This is a genomic window from Paenibacillus sp. 203 (genome assembly GCF_037027525.1).
GTDB lineage: Bacteria > Bacillota > Bacilli > Paenibacillales > Paenibacillaceae > Paenibacillus > Paenibacillus polymyxa_B.
This window is the reverse complement of sequence record NZ_JAXCHD010000010.1, coordinates 168,380-190,740: the sequence shown is the minus strand read 5'-3', so window position 1 is coordinate 190,740 and position 22,361 is coordinate 168,380. Positions and strand designations below refer to the sequence as shown.

Annotated in this window: 15 protein-coding genes; 6 read left to right on the top strand and 9 right to left on the bottom strand. The window is 47.4% G+C overall.

Annotated elements, in window-relative coordinates; translation table 11 throughout:
* The first annotated feature begins 347 nt into the window (after positions 1 to 347).
* On the top strand, positions 348 to 4,640 hold the full coding sequence (locus WA407_RS21565) for a S8 family serine peptidase (RefSeq protein WP_336078335.1): 4,293 nt from the start codon (positions 348 to 350) through the stop codon (positions 4,638 to 4,640).
* 83 nt (positions 4,641 to 4,723) lie between these two features.
* On the opposite strand, the gene WA407_RS21560 is transcribed toward WA407_RS21565, so the two are convergent.
* A complete protein-coding gene (locus WA407_RS21560) occupies positions 4,724 to 6,214 on the bottom strand; it encodes a sensor histidine kinase (protein WP_336078334.1) in 1,491 nt (496 codons plus the stop codon).
* Positions 6,211 to 6,897 carry a response regulator transcription factor gene (locus tag WA407_RS21555; protein ID WP_061830691.1) on the bottom strand — a complete coding sequence of 229 codons (687 nt, stop codon included), beginning with the start codon at positions 6,895 to 6,897 and terminating at the stop codon, positions 6,211 to 6,213. Before WA407_RS21555 ends, WA407_RS21560 begins: the two co-directional genes overlap by 4 nt.
* 289 nt (positions 6,898 to 7,186) lie before the next feature.
* On the opposite strand from WA407_RS21555, the gene WA407_RS21550 reads away from it, so the two are divergent.
* The 5 genes from WA407_RS21550 to WA407_RS21530 all read left to right on the top strand — a co-directional run bounded on the left by WA407_RS21550 (position 7,187) and on the right by WA407_RS21530 (position 12,903).
* Positions 7,187 to 9,517, top strand: coding sequence for a glycosyltransferase family 39 protein (locus WA407_RS21550; RefSeq protein ID WP_336078332.1), 2,331 nt, complete (start codon positions 7,187 to 7,189; stop codon positions 9,515 to 9,517).
* An 18-nt stretch (positions 9,518 to 9,535) separates the two neighbouring features.
* Complete coding sequence (locus WA407_RS21545) at positions 9,536 to 10,627, top strand: glycosyltransferase family 2 protein (RefSeq protein ID WP_336078331.1); 1,092 nt, start codon at positions 9,536 to 9,538, stop codon at positions 10,625 to 10,627.
* Positions 10,628 to 10,630: 3 nt separating this feature from the next.
* On the top strand, positions 10,631 to 11,053 hold the full coding sequence (locus WA407_RS21540) for a GtrA family protein (protein ID WP_061830697.1): 423 nt from the start codon (positions 10,631 to 10,633) through the stop codon (positions 11,051 to 11,053).
* Positions 11,050 to 11,931 carry a UTP--glucose-1-phosphate uridylyltransferase GalU gene (gene galU / locus WA407_RS21535; protein ID WP_025723867.1) on the top strand — a complete coding sequence of 294 codons (882 nt, stop codon included), beginning with the start codon at positions 11,050 to 11,052 and terminating at the stop codon, positions 11,929 to 11,931. Before WA407_RS21540 ends, galU begins: the two co-directional genes overlap by 4 nt.
* A 144-nt stretch (positions 11,932 to 12,075) precedes the next feature.
* Positions 12,076 to 12,903, top strand: coding sequence for a class I SAM-dependent methyltransferase (locus WA407_RS21530; RefSeq protein WP_336078329.1), 828 nt, complete (start codon positions 12,076 to 12,078; stop codon positions 12,901 to 12,903).
* Between the two features lie 167 nt (positions 12,904 to 13,070).
* On the opposite strand, the gene WA407_RS21525 is transcribed toward WA407_RS21530, so the two are convergent.
* The 7 genes from WA407_RS21525 to WA407_RS21495 form a co-directional block, all read right to left on the bottom strand.
* Entirely contained in the window at positions 13,071 to 13,817 is a 747-nt protein-coding gene (locus WA407_RS21525; RefSeq protein ID WP_165179626.1) for a glycerophosphodiester phosphodiesterase, read from the bottom strand.
* Between the two features lie 88 nt (positions 13,818 to 13,905).
* Complete coding sequence (locus WA407_RS21520) at positions 13,906 to 14,967, bottom strand: hypothetical protein (RefSeq protein ID WP_336078328.1); 1,062 nt, start codon at positions 14,965 to 14,967, stop codon at positions 13,906 to 13,908.
* Positions 14,968 to 14,991: 24 nt separating this feature from the next.
* The gene (locus WA407_RS21515; RefSeq protein WP_061830705.1) at positions 14,992 to 16,887 is read right to left on the bottom strand and encodes an HSP90 family protein; all 1,896 of its coding nucleotides are present in this window, start codon (positions 16,885 to 16,887) and stop codon (positions 14,992 to 14,994) included.
* Positions 16,888 to 17,307: 420 nt separating this feature from the next.
* Positions 17,308 to 18,822, bottom strand: coding sequence for an arabinosylfuranosidase ArfA (gene arfA, locus WA407_RS21510; RefSeq protein WP_336078327.1), 1,515 nt, complete (start codon positions 18,820 to 18,822; stop codon positions 17,308 to 17,310).
* 346 nt (positions 18,823 to 19,168) lie between these two features.
* Positions 19,169 to 20,023: a carbohydrate ABC transporter permease gene (locus tag WA407_RS21505; RefSeq protein ID WP_103048490.1), complete on the bottom strand. Its 855-nt coding sequence runs from the start codon at positions 20,021 to 20,023 to the stop codon at positions 19,169 to 19,171.
* A gap of 18 nt (positions 20,024 to 20,041) precedes the next feature.
* The gene (locus WA407_RS21500) at positions 20,042 to 20,926 is read right to left on the bottom strand and encodes a carbohydrate ABC transporter permease (RefSeq protein WP_069290875.1); all 885 of its coding nucleotides are present in this window, start codon (positions 20,924 to 20,926) and stop codon (positions 20,042 to 20,044) included.
* A 36-nt stretch (positions 20,927 to 20,962) separates the two neighbouring features.
* Positions 20,963 to 22,216 (bottom strand): sugar ABC transporter substrate-binding protein, encoded by a 1,254-nt coding sequence (locus tag WA407_RS21495; RefSeq protein WP_336078326.1) that lies wholly within the window; start codon positions 22,214 to 22,216, stop codon positions 20,963 to 20,965.
* Positions 22,217 to 22,361 lie beyond the last annotated feature (145 nt).

Below are 22,361 nucleotides of genomic sequence, written 5' to 3'. Positions count from 1 at the left end.
CTTAGGCATTTTACATGATTGTGAAACCTCAACAATTCCAATGCAGATTATATCATTAAATCTCGCATTCTCCCATTCCCCTTTGATTGTTTTCAAAAATAATCTAGTAAATTCATAACATTTCCATGGAATCTACATGTAATGTTACCCTTATTTTTTCTAAAAATATAAAAAACATATAGTAATATATCCCACCAATATGGTAAGATATGCCTCAAAACTGGCAAGTTAGTCACCAGTGGTCAATTCTATTATTTTAGATATTAAGGGAGGCGTGAGAACAACGGCAGTGGCTTCAAATCCTAGTATGTAGACATATCATATTTTGATTGAAAAGAGGGAAATCTTTGAAAAAGCCGATCATTTTGAAAAAAATACCTGTCGTATCACTCGCTCTTGCCTTGACGGTAAGCTTGTCTCTGCCGTCTGTCAGTTCTGCTGCTACCGCAGATCTACAACTCAACTCATTTTTGGAAGCTCAGCAAGCATTGACTATTGAGGCGGCTCCGGCCTTCATTTCGCCAGAGCTAAGCACAGACTCTTCCCGCCAGGTCAGAGTCATCGTACAACTTGATGGTGAGCCCTTAGCCGTGGACAAATATGCGGCACGTTCAGGCGTCCAAGCTTTCACAGCTCAATCTGAGCAAAAAGCGGAATCCGCGATTGCCACCGAGCAAACTACGTTCGTGGACCAAGCCGCTGAGCATGGTATTTCTCTCCAGGTGAATTACCAGTACAACACGGTGCTTAACGGCTTGGAGGTCACATTGCCGGCCAATAAGATTCCAGCACTGGCTAAACTGCCAGGCGTAAAATCCATTCATGAAAACAAAACGTATTATTCCATCCCCGTACAGGACCCGCCAACACTTACAGCCAGTGAAGCCACTTATGATAACGCACCGCTGGACCAGATTGGTGTTCCTGAAGCCTGGGCCAAAGGATTGAATGGCGAGGGAATCAAGGTCGGGGTTATTGATACCGGTATCGATTATGAGCATCCGGATTTGAAAGAAGCCTATAAAGGCGGATATGACTCTTTTGAACAGGACAACGACCCTTACGAGGAACCGTTCCTTGAAAAAGAGAATGACCCATACGGCACAGGTTTTAGCGGAACGACACATGGTACTCACGTCTCCGGCACGATTGCCGGTAAAGCCGCAAATAAATCCTCAGATATTGTACAAAAGGGTATTGCCTATAAATCGGACTTATACGTGTATAAAGTGCTTGGACGCAATACCAAGACGGGTCGTTCCTCCGGTTCCTCCGCACAGGTCATTGATGGCATTGAACACGCTGTCAAAGATGGTATGAACGTCATTAACCTGTCGCTGGGCTCGGATTCCGAAAAGGACCCGAACTCCCCAGATTCCATTGCTATTAATAATGCTGTACTTTCCGGCGTAGTCGCGGTCATAGCGAATGGTAATGCGGCACAGGAAGGCCCCTATTTTTATTCCATGGGTTCTCCCGCAACATCACAGCTGGCGATTTCCGTCGGTGCAGCTACTTCGCCGAGCAAAAGCTTCTCGGGTACAGCTTCGGTCACCCGTGACACCTATTGGGAGGCTAACGGTGAATTGAAAAAGACCGTAACTAATGATGCTTATGCACATTATGATTTTAATTTGATGGGCTGGGAGACAGGCAGAGAAGACTTTGCCTCCATTTTGGGAACTGCCCCTTATGAGCTCGTATATGCGAATCTGGGACAACCTGATGATTTTGAAGGGAAAGACGTAGCAGGAAAAATCGTCCTCGTTTCACGCGGCAACTTGGCATTCGTGGATAAAATCACAAATGCGAAAAAAAACGGCGCGAAGGCTGTTATCGTTTTTAATGGGAATACGAAAGCGGGCGACATCACCAAAGCTGATTTAGGGGAAAGTATTTCAGGTCGCGATGACTATGTTAATTCCAATTTGGGTGACAGCTTTGACTTTATTCCAACCTTTGACATGAAAGGTAAGGAAGGCCGTGCACTGGCTAAACAAATCGTAGACAACGCTGGAGAAAAGTTCTCAGTTTCCTTTGGAGCAGACTATATTCGCACAGATAATGCAGGTAATACCATGGCCGATTTCAGCTCCCGCGGACCGAACGGAGATGAACTGCTCAGTATCAAACCGGACGTGAGCGCACCAGGTGTTGGCATTTTATCAACCTACCCTGCTTTCGCCAAGTTCTATCCAGATGCATCGTATGAGCAGGCTTACAAACGTAGCAACGGTACAAGTATGGCGTCTCCACATGTGGCTGGACTTGCTGTGCTGCTGAAGCAACAGCATCCAAACTGGACACCGTTTGATATCCGCGCTGCTCTGGCAAACACTTCGGTTACACTCTTTGATGAGGATAAAATCCAATATGATGTGTATTCCCAAGGTGCAGGCCTTGTAAACATCGCTAATGCGATTCAGACGCCAGCCCTGCTGGAAACCGTCGAAAAGATTACGATTCTCGACAAAAACTTTAATCGGCAGGAGGTTGTGAATTATAATCCTTCTGCCAGCTTCGGGGTGTTACGACCTGGTAGTGATGCTAAGCAGATTCAGCTTCAACTCAAAAACTTGTCAGCTAACACTGTGCAATATGAAGCCAGCACCGTTTTACATGATAATGTAACTTCTGATCCAACTCAACCGATTGCTACACCTGACGTGAGCAACATTGCCGTTCAGTTGCAAGGTGTCGGCGCGAATGGAGCAATCTCGGCAGAACCGGGTAAATCGCAACCGTTCTTCCTGTCTGTACAACCAAATTCGGGTGCAGCCACAGGTGTATATGAAGGGGAAGTTATTCTGAAAAGCGCCGGACTGCCAACACTTCATCTGCCGTTCGTCGTTCATGTGGGCAAAGAAAATCCTACAACTGGCTTCGGCTTGCAGGACTTGAGTGTCACCAACCCGATTATTTATCCGAGTCGTACAGGTGCTCAACGTTCAACAGATTTGGCATTCCGCCTGACCACAGATAAAACCAACCAGATCGCGCTTTATGTATACGGCGTAGATGATAAATTAATTGGTCTTATTGACGGCATTACGACTTCCAAAGAACAAGGAGCCAACGCTCGCCTCAAACAAGGCGCATATTCCTTCAAGGATATTGACGGAAGTTACGTCGAATTAGATGACAAGGGAAAACCCATTCTGGATGCTAATGGTCAGCCCGTGATTCAGCATTTGAAGGACGGCGTATACAAGCTGGAAGTCAGCGCTCCGGAGCTGAATGCAAAAGGCGAAGTCGAGAGTACTACTAAAGGTCCTAAACTCTTCACCGCCACTAAAGCTATTCGCGTGGATAATAGCGCCGCATCTAGCGGTAGTGGTGGAGGCGGAGGTGGTGGAGGTGGCGGCAGAAGCAATACTACACCTTCTGCTACAACGAACACATCCACTCCTGTCCCTACATCTGCACCTTCACTTCAAAGCGTTGTGAAACAAGGACAGGCTGTTAAAACTATCACTACAGCCGTTGCATTGAACAATAATGTACAGTCGCTGACAGTAACCGATGCAGATTTGCAGGCTGCCGTGACAGCAGCAGGTTCCAGCCCGACAGCTATTGTACTGTCGGCTACTAGCCAAGCAGGCCAAACGACGAAGGCATCGCTCACTTCCACACAACTGGTAACGTTGGGCAAGGCTTCAGCAGGAAGCAGCTTGATTGTAAGCAATACAGGTTCTTCTCTGGCTTTGCCAGTATCCGCTCTGAAAAATGTTCCTGCTGGTGCAAGCATTGAAGTGGTAATCAGCAGCCAGACAGAGGCGAGAAGCACTTTTACAAGTAAGCTGAAAGGCTCCAATGTGATCGGCACCCCGGTAGGGTTTGAAGCTAATGTTGTCACTGGTGGCAAGAGTCAATCGCTCAAAGTTGCTCCAGGACAGTTTATTAGCAGATCCTTTACCGTACCTGGTCAAATTGATTCCAATACAGCCGGTGTACTCTATACGGCAAATGAAAATGTCTATCCCGTTCCATCCGTCTTCACCAAGCAGGCTGATGGATCTACCGTCGTCAAGGTAAGCCGTCCGGGCTTCTCGACGTATGCAGCGGCGACACGTCCCGTTAGCTTTGAAGATATTTCATCGTCGTATGCCCAATCGGAAATTCAATCACTGGCGAACAAGTTGCTGATTAACGGCACGACTGACACGACTTTCTCACCGAAGAAGAACGTGACGCGTGCAGAATTTGCAGCCCTGATAACCCGAGCACTCGGCCTGACACCAGGTACTGCTGCACCATTCAGTGATATCCCGGCAGGTAGCTGGTACTCCGGCGATGTAGCAGCCGCTTATGAAGCAGGATTGATTACGGGCCGCAGCAGCGACAAGTTTGATCCGAACGCTAATATCAGTCGTCAAGAAATTGCTGTCGTGCTGGGTAAAGCTGTAGACCTGCTTCAAATCAAAGCTACAGCCGATGGCCCTGCACGTACACCGTACCATGATGCTTCATCCTTTGCAGGCTATGCCAAGGACAGTATTGAAAAAGTAAGTGCAGCAGGTATCATCAACGGAGAAGCGATTAAAGGTTCCTCCTACTTCCAGCCGAATGCACCTACAACCCGTGAGGCATCTGCCAAGGTGCTACATGTACTTTTACAAAAAGCTTCGCTGATTAACTAACAATAGAAAAGCCTCCCGAGCCGTGTTATAACCAAAGCTGCGGTTCGGGGGGCTATTTTTATGTTACGCCATAATCTTAAAAACTATACTGTTCCCGCTAAAGGTAGCGTTACTTTGAATACACTTCCCGTTCCCGGTGTGCTTTCAGCCGTAATGTTCCCGCCGTGTGCTTCCACGATAGACTGTGTAATGGCCAGACCAAGGCCCGCCCCGCCTGAGCTACGTGTACGCGATTCATCTCCACGATAAAAACGCTCAAATATCCGCTCCAACTGTTCTTTACTCATGCCTGGTCCGTTATCACGAATTTGGATATCCACCAACTTCTTACCTGCAGACAGGTTTACCTGGATCACACCTCTTTCCATATCAGTATGCTGAACAGCATTATGAAACAGGTTGAGCACTACCTGCTTGATTTTATCCCCCTCTGCCAACACCCGTATACCTGCCGTCATATCAAAAACTACCTTACGTGTACCTGCCAGCATAAGGAGCTGCGGTTTCATTTCCAACAGCAACGCATCTAGTGGTATGTCCTCCAGTTTCAACTCCGGTGTTCGGTCCAGCTTAGCCAACAATAGTAAATCAGAGACCAGTTTATTCATCCGCTTGGATTCACCGTACATACTTTCTAGTGCCGATTGAAGCTGCTTCGGATTAGATGCTGCTCCACGAAGCAGCACTTCCAAGAAACCGTGAATAGATGTGAGCGGGGTGCGCAGTTCATGGGAAGCATCCGCAATAAATCGTCTCATCTGCATCTGCAATTCCCGTTCGGCAGCAAACGAATGCTCCAACCGTTCCAGCATCCCGTTAAATGAAACTGCCAAACGATCCACCTCATACTGCCCCTGCTCTGCGTCAAAGCGCTCGGCCAGATTGCCCGCATCAATACGTTTGACTGCCTCGACCATCCTGGAAAGGGGGACCAACGTGCGTCGCAGCACAGGAAGCATAAGCGCCAACCCAATCGCAAGCGCAATCAGTGACAATAAAATAAAGGTGCGGAGCTGGTTAATCAACTGCTCTTGCATAGAATTCGTGGATACGCCCATTTGAAGTAAACCGGACGAACGGTCAGGTGGACCGAGCGGACGGAATACAACCAGTTGCTCTTTCCCCTGAGCATCCGTGATTAATTGATAGCCGTGACGCATACGTTTGCTCTGCTGCATCGCATGATATTGCTCAATGGTGAGACGTGGCGGCTTAAGCCCGTTTTCGTTGGACAAGCTCTGGAAGGTGCCATCTATATCTATAGAAGCGAGCGACATATCCGGCCAGAACAAAAACGGCCCCGGTCGATTATTCCTCCGATTAGTTTGTTCTTGGGGAGCGGTTACCCCACTCTGCTCCTGTGAATCCTTAATCAATAAATCGGCAGGAATTGAATTCAGCTGCGTATCCATAGCTTCTGCCCGACTGCGATACAGAAAATCTTTCATCAGAAAATATTGTAGAAAACCAATTAATACGAGCAGTAAAGCCAAAATGAGTAACGTTCTGGCTAAAAGCTGGGACCGGAGAGAACGGAGCGCATATTTTCTCCGACTTTTCCCGCCCGCCTTCATAGCAGATCCACCCGGTATCCCACACCGCGCAGCGTACGAATGACCCGGTGCTCCTTGTCTTTGAGTTTTTCACGTAAGGAGCGGATGTACACTTCAACAATATTATCCTCGCCCCCAAAATCGTACCCCCATACCCTGTCCAGTATACGACTTTTACTCAGCACAATCCCGTGGTTTAGCACCAGAAACTTCAATAGTTCATATTCGGTAGGCGACAGCTCCAGCACCTGACTCTGATAACGAATTTCCTTCCGTCGATCATCCACTTGAAAGGGTCCGTGAACCACTTCGCCCAGTAGATCGGGGAACTGATTGCGCAGGCGTGCTTCAATGCGAGCCAGCAACTCATTAAAACTGAAGGGCTTCACGACATAGTCATCCGCGCCGATTTTCAAACCCTTTACCCGATCGTCTACATCATCCTTGGCGGTCAGCATAATAACCGCGATGTTATCCTCCGTCTCCTTGAGACTTTGGCACACCTCAAAACCGTTCATTTCCGGCATCATCACATCCAGCACCGCTACATGCGGACGAAACTCTCTTGCCAAATCGAGCGCTTCACTCCCGTTCTCGGCGGTTCTGACTTCGTATCCTTCATTAATCAGTCCAAGCTCTAAAAATTGCAAAATATGAGGCTCATCATCTGCCAGCATAATTTTAACTCCGTGTATTGGATTCATTATTTAATCTTCCCTTTCATGTTGCCGCATTTTTCTCATAAAAAAGTCGGTTCATTTTTTACCTGTATCTAATATACCTGAATCCTGTTGCAAAAAAAGCACCTCTGCTCAGCTTTCAGCTAACGTTCAGGGAGCGCTCAGAACCCATTAAGGTACGTATGACATGATAATAGCAAGCCGGTAGTTCACCGGGCCAAGATCAGAAGCGACTGGTCATTCCGCAGTCCTGAAGATAGCGGCTAGAACAACGGAATAAATACAAAGAATTTTCACAGGGAGTGGAATGAACATGATTAAGAAATGGTTTAAGACCAGGGCGGACATCCCCCTGATCATCATTATGCTGATATCCGCATTTTTGAACGGATACAACATCTGGCAAGACAAATATGTAAACACCTACTATACGACGGCCGTAGCAAGCATGCTACAGAGCTTTCACAACTTCTTTTTCGCCTCACTTGATTCTGCCGGATCAGTAACGGTAGACAAACCGCCTGTGGTGTTCTGGATTCAGACACTGAGCGCCTATATATTCGGGCTTCACGGATGGAGCGTTATCTTGCCACAGGCGCTAGCTCAGGTCGGATCGGTCTTGCTCGTTTACTTACTCGTCAAACCGAGCTTCGGTACGATGGCCGCACGATTGGCCGCCTTCGCCATGGCAACGACACCGATAGCCGTAGCGGTTAGCCGCACGAATAACATCGACGCTATGTTGGTCTTCACACTGTTGCTCGCAACATGGCTATTGTTCAGAGGCATTAGAAATAGCAAAACCGGGCTGATCCTTGCTGCTTTCGCAGTCGTAGGCATCGCCTTTAACGAAAAAATGTTGCAAGCCTATATGATCGTTCCCGCACTGGGTTTGTTCTATTTGCTGGCTTCCAAGTTTAACTGGAAGCGAAAAGCAGTAACACTGGTAGGATCAGCAGTTGTCCTCCTGATCGTATCGCTCTCCTGGGCAGTCGTAGTGGACTCCACTCCAGCAGATGAACGCCCTTATATGGGGAGTAGCGGTACCAATTCTGTACTGAATTTGGCCTTTGGTTATAACGGCCTGTCCCGTCTGACAGGAGATCAGGGTACAGGTGGCAATCGTGGCGGAGAGCGCATGGATCGGAACAATAACGCTACAACGAATAGCGGCAATACGAGCACGGATCAGGCTCAGACGACTACATCATCGGACAGTACTACCACTACGGGTGACTCTGGTGCCAACAACATGGCAGCAGGCGGATTCGGTGCAGGTGGTCAAATGCCACCGGGTGGATTTGGCGGCAACGGGCAAGGTGGCCAGGGTGGTCCTGGCGGTGGACCGGGAGGAAATTCCGGTGGTGGCATGTTCGGCACTGGCGAAAAAGGACCTTTGCGGTTGTTCCAATCTTCCCTGTCAGGTCAAGCCAGCTGGTTGCTTCCATTCGCATTGATCGCTTCCATCGGTCTGCTTGCAAGCATTCGACGTCGTAATATCACACAAAAGCACAAAGATGTCATCTTCTGGCTGGCCTGGTTGATTCCCGTAGCTGCATTTTTCAGCGTAGCAGGATTCTTTCATCATTATTACCTGATTATGCTCGCACCACCAATTGCAGCGCTCTTTGGAGCAGGATTCGTAGAATTGTGGAAGCAGTATCGTGAGCGTTCCAACTGGCTCTCCTGGCTGTTACCCGCCGCAGTATTGGCAACCTCGGTATTTAGCTGGTTTGTTTTGCAAAATTACAACGATACCATTGGTAGCGGCTGGTCCATCGCGGTATTGATCCTAGGGATCATCGGCACGGCGCTACTGGTAGTAGCACGAATAAAATCTGAGAAGTTCACAAGATTCGCCATCATTGCAAGTGTACTCGCTATGTTTATCGGCCCTGTGTACTGGGCATTGACACCGATCGTCTACGGGGGGAACAGCATGATTCCACAAGCCGGACCGACTCAATTTGGCGGCGGGGGTGGCGGAATGCCGGGTGGCAATGATCGCACTAGAGGCCAGAGCGCTAATGGACAACAAGCCGAAGGAACTCAAACGAATAACCAGACCAATAATGTAGAGAATTCCAGTCCTGATGGAAATACTTCAAGCACACAAACAAGTACAGACACGGAACAAAAATCTTCTACCCGTTCCAGAGGAATGGGGGGACCCAACGGTAGCCAAAGTTTAGATCAAAAAACGTTGAGCTATTTGCAAAAAAACAACACAGGTGAAACCTACCTTTTCGCAGCAAGTAATTATTCAACGGCTGCTCCTTACCTGGTCGAGGCCGGACAAAAAGTAATTATTATGAACGGTTTTGTATCTTCCGATCCAGTCTATACCGTCGATAAAATCAAGGCGCTGGTCGAAAGCGGCCAAGTGAAGTACTTCATGATTTCTGGTGGAGGCGGCGGACCGGACGGCGGTAACTCTGAAGTCACTGCATGGATCAAAGAACACGGCAAAGTGATCCCTACAGATGAATGGAAAACAACAACAGGCGAAACAAGTACAGACGTTAAAGCAACCGAGAGCGGAAGCGACACCACAAACAGCAATGCAAACGCCCAGGATGGTCAAGGTGGCCCTGGCGGAGACGAACGTGGTGGAAGCGGTACTTTATACGAAATCACATTATAAAATGAGGAGGAACTACAAATGAGTGAACCTATCCGTTATTCCATAGTTATTCCGATGTACAACGAGGAAGCCGTTATTACGGAAACCTACCGGAGGCTGAAACAAGTCATGGGCTCAATGGGTGAGCCCTACGAGCTGATCTTCGTAAATGATGGAAGTTTGGACCGCAGCGTCCAATTGATCAAGGAATTCAGTCTCAGAGATGACACCATTGTATTGATTGATTTCTCTCGCAATTTTGGTCATCAGCTAGCGATTACCGCCGGGATGGATTATGCGGTGGGAGAGGCGGTCGTCGTCATTGACGCCGACCTCCAGGACCCGCCGGAACTGATTGTTGAGATGGCTAACAAGTGGAAGGAAGGCTATGAGGTGGTCTACGCCAAACGGCTCAAACGCAATGGCGAAACTCGCTTCAAAAAATGGTCTGCCAGCCTCTTTTACCGTGTACTTAAAGCATCAACGGATATTAATATCCCGGTCGACACCGGGGACTTCCGCCTAATGGATCGCAAGGTCATAGAAGAATTGAAACGGCTACCGGAAAATAACAGATTCGTTCGTGGACTGGTCAGCTGGATCGGGTTCAAACAAACTGCTGTAGAATATGAGCGTGACGAGCGGCTCGCAGGCGAAACCAAGTATCCGTTGAAACGAATGATCAAGCTCAGTCTGGACGGGATCACATCCTTTTCGATTAAACCGCTTAAGCTGGCAGGGTATATCGGCGCACTTCTATCCATGTCCGGCTTCCTGTATCTGATGTACGTATTGTTTCTCAACTTTTTCACCGATTCCTATGTGATGAAGGGCTGGTCGTCTATGATTAGCATCAGCCTGATCTTCGACGGGGTGATCCTGATCATTCTCGGTATTATGGGTGAATATGTTGGACGGATTTATGACGAAACCAAAGCACGTCCGCTTTACATTGTCCGTGAGCATCTGGGTGGACAATACGAAAACGGTCCGACACATGCTATGAAAGCCCCTGAACCCCGTGAATCCCTGTACATGCAAGGAGCCCGTGATAGCCTGATTTCGGCAGGACGCACAGTGCGCGGCAACAGTGCAGTATATACCGGACCTAAATCCGGTCATGGAGCCTAACCCATGAAAAGTCGCATGGCCCAACTGCTTCCTATGATCCGATTTGGCATCGTAGGTCTGGTGAATACGGGTGTAGATTATATCATTTTTATGCTGCTGGCTTGGGTCGGGGTACCGGTTATTGTGGCGCAGATCATTTCGTACAGCTGCGGCACAGCCAACAGTTATATTTTGAACAGCAAATGGACATTCAACAAACAACTATCAAACGACACTAATAAGCGTCAATTACCTAAATTTATCGTCATCAACCTGATCGTTTTGGGGATAACCTCCTTATTACTGCAAGTGCTTCACACTGGAACCGAGCTGCCACTTGCTTTAAGCAAGCTGATCGCGACCGCAGCCGGAATGATCATCAATTATATCGGGAGCCGATACTGGGTATTCGGTTCCCCATCACGAAAGGAAAGTGAGTTTCTATGAGAAAAATTACAAAAGCTGTTATTCCAGCCGCCGGATTAGGAACCCGTTTTCTACCAGCTACGAAAGCTTTACCGAAAGAGATGCTTCCAATCGTAGACAAGCCAGCTATTCAATATATCGTAGAAGAAGCCATCAAGTCCGGAATTGAGAGCATCATTATCGTAACGGGGCGTAATAAAAAAGCCATCGAGGATCATTTTGACAAGTCTGTGGAGTTGGAGCAGGTACTGGAGAGCAAAGGTAAATATGATCTCCTACGTGAAGTTCAAAGCATCGGGGGTAAAGCAGTCATTCACTATATCCGTCAAAAAGAACCCCTCGGCCTGGGACATGCGGTCAGCTGCGCTCGTCAGTTCATTGGCGATGAGCCCTTCGCCGTGTTGCTGGGCGATGATATTATGAATTCCTCCACCCCGGCGATTCGTCAAATGATGGATGTTTACGAAGCGACTGGCAAGCAAGTGGTCGGCGTGCGCACAGTGGAAGAACAGGATGTAAGTAAATACGGCATTATTGACTCCACTCACCAGAACGGTCTCATTCATGAAGTCGGTGGACTTGTTGAAAAACCTTCTCCGGCAGAGGCTCCTTCGCGGCAGGCAGTCATTGGTCGGTATGTGTTGGAGCCTTCCATTTTCTCTATATTGGAAAACCTGTCCACTGGAGCGGGCGGTGAATACCAATTGACAGATGCCCTTCATCAAGTAGCATTGCAGAACCAACTGCTCGCATTAGAGCTGGAAGGCACACGTTATGATATTGGAGATAAAGCTGGATATCTGGAAGCCGTGCTCCACATGGGTATGCAACGCGAAGATTTGCGTCCGATGCTTGACTCCATGATGCGCGAGTGGGCACTTGCTTCAATGATAAAATAGGGTAATTTCCTCCCTCCGAAATCCGACGGGTGCTGTGAAATCACGAGAGTAGATGGATGAACATATAAACTTGTACAATATAGGAGTACATCAGCATTTGAATCTACACGGCCGCCCAGTCGAAACTAAGGAGGAAAAGGACCTATGATCCCTGAGGGAAATCTGCAAAGTAATGTGGATCGTTTCAACGGTTTTGCCGACAACTACGATCAGCACCGCCCGGAAGCGCCGTCACTCGTCGTGGAAATCATCAGCCGCTATCTGGAGCGAAACGTAGAGCTAGTTGCCGATATTGGCTGCGGTACAGGACTTTCAACTTTCATATGGGAAAACGCCGCTCGGCAAATCGTCGGTATCGAGCCTAACCCGGACATGAGAGGAAAAGCACAGCACAAGCTGGAGACAGCAGGAACGACAATGGCAGAAACCATTTCCTTCAAAAGCGGGTTCTCCAACAACCTGCCCTTTGAAGACGGAACTGTAGACGTCATTACCTGCTCTCAATCCTTTCACTGGATGGACCCCGAGAGCACGCTTCAGGAAGCGGGCAGGGTCTTGGCTCAGGGCGGCGTGTTTGCAGCCTTTGACTGTGACTGGCCTCCGGTGCTGCAATGGCAGATAGAGCAAGCTTATACAGAGCTTATCACCAAAGCGGATACCCTTTTGGAACAGGAAGCCCCAGTAGAGCAACAAGCTCATAAATGGAGCAAGGACCAGCATTTAGCTAATCTGCACCGCAGCGGACAATTCCGATATACCCGGGAGATTGACTTCCATAACCGTGAGCAGTGTGACACAGCTCGCTATACAGGGCTCGCTCTCAGCCAAGGGGGTATTCAAAGTCTCTTCAAACTTAGCAATCGAGCGCTTGACGACGATATAGCCCGCTTCGTGAAGCTGGTAGAGAATCATTTTCAGGGCAGAACACTAGATATCCTGTTCAGTTATCGCATGCGGCTCGGCATCAAGTAGAAAGGAATCAAGGTCATCGTGGATGATACGCTCTTCGGCTTAAGGCAAAAAAGGCCCTCCCTCGCCTCGTAAAAACGAGTGCGTACAGGAGAGCCTTTTTTGCTTCAATAAATAGCCACAGTCATATCCCTGCAAACCTAAGTCGCAGTTCCGCTGTGTGTTTCGACTTAGGAAGAGCGAACAGCCAATAAATGCGCCAACCGATCAGGATAGTCCGTGATGATGCCGTTCACCCCGGCCTCCAGCAGACGCTTCATTTCTTCCGGTTCATTCACCGTCCATGGGTGGTAGACGACGCCTAATGCCAAAGCCTCTGATACAGCTTCTGGTGTAACAACTTGTTTGTAGGCATGAAGTGCTGTAACCCCGAATTGGGTGGCATACTCCGATGGACGAACCATAATTTCGATATACAGCGCCCCCGTCTTGATTTCAGGAGCAAGCTGCGCACAGAGCGCCAGCGATTCGTGATTGAAGCTGGATATGATTACCCGCTGTTCCAACCCAAAACGCTTCACGGCAGCAATGACCTCTTCCTCCATTCCCGGATAGAGATAAATGCTATTTTTCAACTCTAAATTAATAATTGTATTCGAGGACTGGGCTAGTTCCAGTAGCTCATCCAGCATCGGGACCCGCTCACCTCGGAATTTCTCATCAAACCAGCTGCCCGCATCCAGTTTATTTAATTCTTCTAGCGTAATATCCTTTACATCCAGTGAGCAACCTGTCGTACGCTTCAGCGACTCATCGTGAATCAGCACCAGATGCCCATCTTGGGTGCGCTGCACATCCGTTTCTATACCTGTTGCTCCCAGTTCCAAGGCGTGGCGGAATGCCGCCATCGTATTCTCGGGACATACACCAGAAGCTCCGCGGTGTGCGAAATTAATCACCTTTTCGGTTACAGTCACAACATAACCCCTCCTGTCATTTCACAGGAACATTATACCTGCTCATTGTTTGGGCTGTATAAAGTATTCGTCACAGCTACCCCTTCTTCTATGCCGTTTGAACAATTTTCCCGATCCAATCGGAATAAAACGTATTCCCGTTCCGTCGATCAAAATCAGCCGCCGCTGACTCTGCCAGTGGCCTAAAATACGCAATGATTTCTGCCAATGTGCGATCCTCTCTAGCCCATTCCAAGGAAGCCGGCAACCGGATCAACCGTTTTTCTCCCGAAGTATCCAACTTTTGCAGTAGACTCACCATCGTCGCGTAAAAATACATCTGCTCCAGCCCGCTCTCATAGTCCAACGCCATATGTAGATGACGCTCTACCACTTCGATTCCTTGAATTGGATCGGCAATCGCCAAATATTCGATATGCTCCGCTATCGTTTTCAGGAAGTCGCGGTTATCTCGAATTAGGCGATAGCCTTTGCGATGATTGTCCTTTGCCTGATCAACCTCGCCTTGACGATAAAGCGGCAACAGCACCTGAGAAAGCGTCACATGCGGTACTTCTGCACATTTCATCCGTCCCGACAAAATCGGTTTTGCCACGGCAAGCGCCTGCTCGTCTTCTCCGGTCAAATAATAGAACCGTACCATCTGGCTCTGTTCGCAGGCCTCACAATCACTCATACTGTCCCGCTCGACCAAGCGGAAGGTATCCAGATATCGCCGTGCTTCATCCAGTTCGCCCATGTCCATCGCGATGCGGAACTTATAATAGTAATATGGACGCTCATTATACCCATATTCGGCATAACGTCTGCGCATATCCTCCGCCAGATCTTCTATTTGAGTCTTTGATATATTGGAAAAGCTGCACACCTTCCCGAGTATCCATTTGTAATTCCACAACAGCTCATCTGCGTCGTATTCCTCTGGATTTTGATCAAATTGGCCGAGCTGCCACGAAAAAGCAATCAGCGACTTCAACGGATATCCGTTAAAAATAGCGCAGTCCACAATCTCTCCCCGGATTTCATAAGCAAGTTCCTTCAACCCGGATGTGTCTGCCAAGCGGACAGCTTCTTCCAGAATCGCCAGCTTTGCTGCACCCCCGGGCAGATCCTGCGCCTGTTCCATCAATTCATATATCGTATCTTCCATTTGGCTCCCCCTATAATTACGTAATTACGCATTTTGTCCGTTCCCTAATCCCCAATTGATAAAATGCAGTACACTCCGATTCATCAGTCCCAACTCACTGCGGTTCATCGGGTAGTGCCCCATCATAAGCGCATTCACATACATCATTTCTGTAGCTGCCGTGACCATCTGCGTATCGGTAGCTTCAAGAATCCGCGCCACCACCGGGTTGTTCAGATTAAAGTATAAGGTGGAATAGCCCGAATTTTGCTGGACTCCTGCTTTCAGACTATCAAGCACATTGGAAAAAAGTGAGGTTGTCTCCTCAACCGTGTTTTCCATGGAGCGCAAGGTCAGTGCATCCTGAGAAATGGTATACAACACTGGCAAACTCGCAGGCTCAAAACGCTTCAACTCAGCGCGGCAACGCATCGGCTGCAAAGCAGCATCCATGACACGTAGCACACCGTAATAATTCTCGCGTTCTTCCTGTGTTAGCCCGGTAAATGAAAGAGATACTTCCTCAGGGCTAAGACGCTCTGTTTGCAGGTTAGAGTCAATCCAATGCAGCTTTTCCAAAATGTCTGAATCATAAATATAGCCGCCATTGATCACCAACATGGATTGCGCCGCCGCCACATGCGTAATCTGACGATACTCATCTACTGTCGATGTGTAATGCAACGGACGTCCGCCCGCCTCTCGGATCAGTTCTTTCAGCTCACGCCGCCCAAATGTACTTTCGAAGGAAAACCAACGGTACATTATCCGCAAAAATTCATCATCCTCCACGGCGAGCGCCTTCATGGACAGCTCATGCAAACGAATCCAGTGCTGCAAACGGTCTGGCTCATACTGTGCCATGCGTAGCAGTTCTTCCCGAATACAGGTTCCCAGTTCAGAACGAACATCGTCAAGCTGCTCATTTTCATAAAAATACTCACGTGATGCCGTTGGTTGCAATTCATCTGTCCAAATCAGACTTTTAATGAAGAATGCCCATTCCGGCAAAACATTTTCCGCCTTGTCGGACACCAGCATATGCTTCAAGTACACCCGATGCAGCCGCTTGCTGTTCAGATTAACACTGCGAGGCAAAATGAATGCAATCCCGCCTGTTCTGCCCGATGCCGTCCGCAACGGTATAAAATCACTGAAGCGCTCGCCCATCAGACGATAGCCTAAATCCAGTACCTCACTACGGCGACTCCGTAATTGTTCTGGGTCCTGCATCCAGCTCGTCGATGGAAGATTGACGCGCTTGGTCTCCCCATCTACAGACAGCATGACCGGATACGGCAGCAACGCCCCATAATAGAATAAAGACTCCTCTACATGCGCTGGCTCATAATAAAACTCACTTCCCGGCTTGCAGCGCAGATAAATTTGCGTCCCTACAGGCAGCTCGGTTTCCAATCGACGAATTGTATACGTCCCATCCGGCTTCCCTCTCCATTCCATGGAGATGCCTTCCTTCACCGAGCGGGTCAGCACTACAATTTCATCGCTCACCATAAAGCAGGATAGTAACCCGATCCCAAAGCGTCCGATAAACGAAGTCTCAGAAGCCAGCAAATCGGCTCCCTTCTTGGAAGACTGACCGATGATCGACAAAAAACGGTGAATGTCTTCTTCTGACAATCCAATGCCGTTATCCTGAATCATCAATACCTGGTGCTCCCCGGAACCAGATAACTCCACGATGACTTTACCTTCATAGTCGTTACTCTCAGAAGCTGTATCTTCAAGGGCCTTGTCTTCTTGTAATACATTACTTTCAGCAGCAACCTTCCGCAGCTCCTTGCGAGCCGTGATCGCATCTGTTGCATTTTGCAGAACCTCACGTATAAACACTCGTGGACTGCTATATAAATGATTGGCCAAAATATCAATCATACCGCCCAAGTTCACTTGAAAACGATATTCATCTGTTTGACTCATACAGATCATTCCTTTCTCGAAATACTACAACCACCATTTGGATTTAAATAAACTGTCTTTTAAAGTATAACGTGGATTTAAGTCGGATTGCACACCCTGCATTTCAGATATCAGTACGTTGACAACGATATAATAGGGTCTTTTTTCACCTGGGAAGTATGGCACTGGGTCTAATTAACTTCATAAAAATGTACGGAGTACGAGCACTTAGTGAATAAGGATCATCTTTGTTTAGTTAAATTTAGTAAAAACCATAATATTTATTTAAAATCCACCCTTCTCTTAGAAACCTATATTTATGGAGGGACAAATGGCTCATTTTACGCAAAAAGCTCGCATTGCCGCTCTTGTAATACTCTTACAAGAGAGAATGCGAGCTTATTTAGATACAGTCGAAGCTGTACCTTTTACAGAAGAGAATTAATGAGACTTAGCGAGACGGATAACGTTCCACGAAGCTTTGCCCAAATGAGCTTTTACAATTCCGTCTTCAAGCTTAGCATTGCCGCCGTTGTGAGGCGTAACTTTTTCACCAGCTGGACTGTTGGTCGCTTTAAGATCATCATGCTCCAATACAGTATGCTCGACAATGCGGTAGCCTTCAAAACTGCGTACATCTACTGTCAGCTCCAGCGATTCAGACAAATGACGGTTCACTGCAAAGACAGTCAGTGCGTCTCCCTCTTCATCATAAACTACAGCGCTGTCCAGATAAGGAATGTCTGTGAAGTCCTTGGAATCGTATTTTTCCGAATCCACCACAGGCATCAGCGATATGCCACGACCATAACGGGAGGCATGCAAATACGGATAGAAAATCGTTTGTTTCCACGCCTTTCCGTTATTCTCGGTCATGATTGGCGCAATAACGTTGACCAGTTGGGCGAGGCAAGCCATTTTCACACGATCCGCGTGGCGCAGGAACGTAATCAACATACTGCCTACCAACAATGCATCCTCAAAGTTATAGATATCCTCAAGCTGCGGCGGTGCCACAGACCACGGATCAATTTTTTTGTCCGCATCATTGGAGTGGTACCATACGTTCCATTCGTCAAAGCTGAGCATCATTTTCTTCTTGCTGCGTTTCTTTGCTTTGATATAGTCACAAGTCGAAATGACCGTATGAATAAAATGATCCATATCCATAGAGCGTGCCAGATAATTAGCCGTATCATTGTCATGATTGCCGTAGTATTGGTGCAAGGAAATATAGTCTGCTACCTCATAGGTATGATCCAGTGTGGTTGCTTCCCATTCTGGGAACGTCGGCATTGTGGAACTAGAGCTACCACAAGATACAAGCTCAATGTCAGGATCAATCAGCTTCATGGCTTTTGCAGATTCAACAGCCAGTCGGCCATATTCTTCTGCTGTCTTATGACCAATCTGCCATGGGCCATCCATCTCGTTACCAAGACACCAGGTTTTAATCTTATGTGGTTTCTCTACACCGTGACTACGACGTAGATCACTCCAGTAGGAACCGCCTGTGTGGTTGCAATATTCCACCAGATTACGCGCAGCATCAATTCCGCGCGTACCCAGATTAACTGCCATCATGACTTCGGAACCTACATCCTTGGCCCACTTGAAAAATTCATTCGTACCCACTTCATTCGGCTCGACCGTTCTCCACGCCAGCTCCAACTGTCTAGGTCTGGACGCGACAGGGCCGACACCGTCCTCCCAATTGTAACCGGATACAAAATTGCCTCCCGGATAGCGTATAATAGGAACATCAAGTTGTTTTACCAACTCTTTAACATCATTTCGGAAACCGCTTTCATCACTAGTTGAATGAGTAGGCTCGTAAATACCGCCATATACGGCACGCCCGAGATGCTCTACAAAAGAGCCATAAATGCGTTTATCGACTTCAGCAATACGAAAAGATTTGTCTACGATCATCTTTGCTTTTACAGCTGCTGCCACCTAAACCATCCTCTCTGAATGCGAAAATAAAATCCGTTGTACCACCAAGACTAAGAAGCCGTTTTATTTACGGTTTTAATATAACACACCATATTTATCATAGTCAATATTATTATTAAATACTTAATTTATTTATTAACGTTTAGAATAAACGATAAGTAATTGGTTACGTATTTCTAAATATTTCGTTTTACAAACAAACTTATTGAGTGAATAACCCTTTGCTAAATAGTAATAGTTGTCCTGCTGATCATATTTCCATTAGAGTAAACGGCGTAGTCTCGTTGGTTTAAAACCAAGAAACTACGCCGTTACTATGTTCAGCCTATAGTTCGTCACTACACTATTACTTAATCCCCGAAATCGTGTAGTTCTCAATAATATACTTTTGGAAAACAATGAAGATAATCATGATCGGAACGACCATGAAGGTCGAGCCTGCCATTTGAAGGGCAAATTGACTCTCGTTCTGCCCCTTGAGCAGTGACAGTCCGACGGACAAGGTGTACAGCTTCTCATCGTTCGCAATAATGAGCGGCCACAAGAAGCTATTCCATCCGCCGATAAAGGTCAGGATGGCCTGTACCGCGATAATTGGCGTCGAAATAGGCAGTACAATTTGCAGAAAAGTACGGAACTCCCCTGCTCCATCGAGGCGTGTCGCCTCTAGCAGTTCTTCCGGGATATCGGACATGAACTGCCGGAACAGGAAGATCGCGAACGCACCTACCAATCCAGGCAGGACAATCCCTAGCATGGAATTGGTCAACCCCATCTGGTTCAGAATCAAATAGACGGGAATCATCGTCACTTGGCCTGGAATCATCATCGTTGCCAGTACCAGATAGAACAGAAACCCTTTGCCTTTAAATTGGAATTTGGCAAAGCCATAACCCGCCATGGCATTGAGGAACAATCCAAAGAAGGAAGCTAAAACAATAATCAGCGTATTCGTCAGATAGGTTCCAAAAGCCATGCTATCGAATAGTAATTTAAAATTATCCAGTGTAAAATGCTGCGGCCAGATGGTCGGAGGAATTTTGGTTACCTCCCCCTCTGTCTTAAAGGAGGATAGAATCATCCACGCAAAAGGCAGCACCATCAACAGACCTCCTACGGTCAGGAGAATCGCCACGAACCATTGAAATGTTTTTTCACCACTGCGCGTATTGGCGCGGGCTTGCTGAACAGCTGTTTTCACGTTCATCACCTCTCTCTATCAGGACTCCGCTTTATTTTGCAAACGGAACTGAATCAGCGTTACCGCGATGATCGCGAAGAACAGAATGAACGATCCCGCCGCGGCATACCCGAATTTACTAAATTGGAAGCCGTTATTGTAAATGAACAAGGATGCCGTCAGCGTGCCGTCCAGCGGTTTCCCTTTGGTCATGACAAAAGGTTCCTCGAAAAATTGCAGCCAGCCGATCATCGTTGTGATGGACACGAAGAAAATAGCGTAACGAAGCTGCGGAAGCGTAATATAACGAATTTGCTGCCATGTATTGGCCCCGTCAAGCTGTGCCGCTTCATAATAAGAGCCCGGAATCCCTTTAATAGCCGCAATAAAAATAATCATGTTTAAGCCGATGCCCCGCCAAACCGCTAACACAATCAGCGAAATTTTCGCTACTGTTGGATCGGTCAGCCATGGGACGGGACCTAAATTCATCTGACCAAGTACGTAGTTGAATAATCCAAGCGTCGGATTATACAGATAGCTCCAAACCACTGCGACCGCAACCACATTCGTTACGGACGGCAGATAGAACACGACGCGGAATACTTTGAAAGCACGTGATTTACCCATGTTAATCAGAATCGCGATGCTAAGCGAAAATATCAGCACCAACGGAACACCGATGATGACGAAGAACAGGGTATTACCAAGGGACTTTATAAAGGAAGGGTCCAAAAGCACGTTCGTGTAATTTTCCAATCCTATAAAGCGAATACTTTCATAATTAACGAGTCCGGACAGATCCATATCCGTGAAGCTGATCACGAGCGCCAGTAGTATCGGCAACAACGAAAACAGCGTTAACAGGATGATGGAGGGACCGATAAACAAGTATGGCGCAAGCTTCTGCGAGCTTCCTTTCATGCCTTCACTCCCTTTGACAATGACGGATATGGATCATTATTTTTTCATTATACTTGCAGCCTGCTGATTAAAGTCATCCATTTCCTTCTGTACATCGGCATGACCGCGGTAAATACGTTCGAAGCTCTTGATGAATTGTTGAGAAACCTCTTCCCATGCGGCCAGTTGCGGCAATGCTGCGGAATGATCTAACTGTTTGCGAATCGTCCGAAGCATCGGATCACTCTTCAGTTTGGCATCTTCCCACGATTTAGTAGTTGCAGGCAAGTTACTGGACAGATCCATCCATTTCAGCTGTGTTTCTGGTTTGCTCATGTAAGCCAGGAATTTGGCCGACTCCTCTGGGTGCTTGCTGAATTTCATAATTGAAAGGTTGGCTCCACCCAAAACGGACAGGTTGTTTACTTTGCCAGGAAGCTCCGCTATATTCCACTTACCTTCCAATTCTGGTGCCTTGCTCTTGATTTCTTTAATCATGAAAGGACCGCTGATAAACATTGGAACGATACCCTCGCCTTGCAAACCTTGAACAGAATCAATTCCAATATCCACTGCGTTAGAGCCATTTTGGAAAAAGGTATTCACATACTTCACAGCATCCACAAACGGTGGTTGATTGAACAGCGGATTGCCCTGCTCGTCAACCAGCTTGGAACCGTTCTGGAGAGCAAACATAAAGCCCATAGACTGCTCCTTTGCACTAAAGGAGATGCCATATTTGCCTTTGCCCCGAGCCGCCAGCTTTTGAGCAGCATCGGAAAGCTCTTCCCACGTTTTAGGTGCTTCATTATATCCGACTTGTTTCAGTAGGTCAGAACGATAGAACAAAACTCTCGTTTCAGTGTACCAAGGCACACCGACTGGTTTCCCTTCAAATTTTGTCGTACCTACAGCACCCTCGAAGAAATTCTTCGATTCCAGTTCAGGATACTTGCTGATATAAGGGGTAATATCCGTCAATGCACCCGCAGACGCAAGTTCGGGAACCCATGATGTACCTAACTGAACCACGTCCGGACCGGATTTTGAAGCAACTGCTGTCAGCAGCTTATCGTGAGCGTTATCCCAAGGCAACGCCTGTACATCAACGTGAATATCTGGATTTTCTTCCTCAAAATCTTTTACAATTTCAGGCAGAAGTTTTCCTTCTGCTCCCATGCCCCACATGGTGATGGTCGTCTTGCCGTTAGCATCTTTGCCAGACGAATCATCCTTGGACGAGCAGCCTACCAGCGCGCCCCCCAGTAATAAGGTACTTGCCAAAATGATCCCCAACGTTCTTTTCATCATACAAATTCCTCCCGAGATGATCGGTTTACCGATCATGCAATATGATAACGGATTCAAATACGAGGACTTTGCAAAAATACAATAATTGATTGGAATCGAATTTTGCAAAATCCTGATGCATGTAAATACATAGCGATTAAAGCAT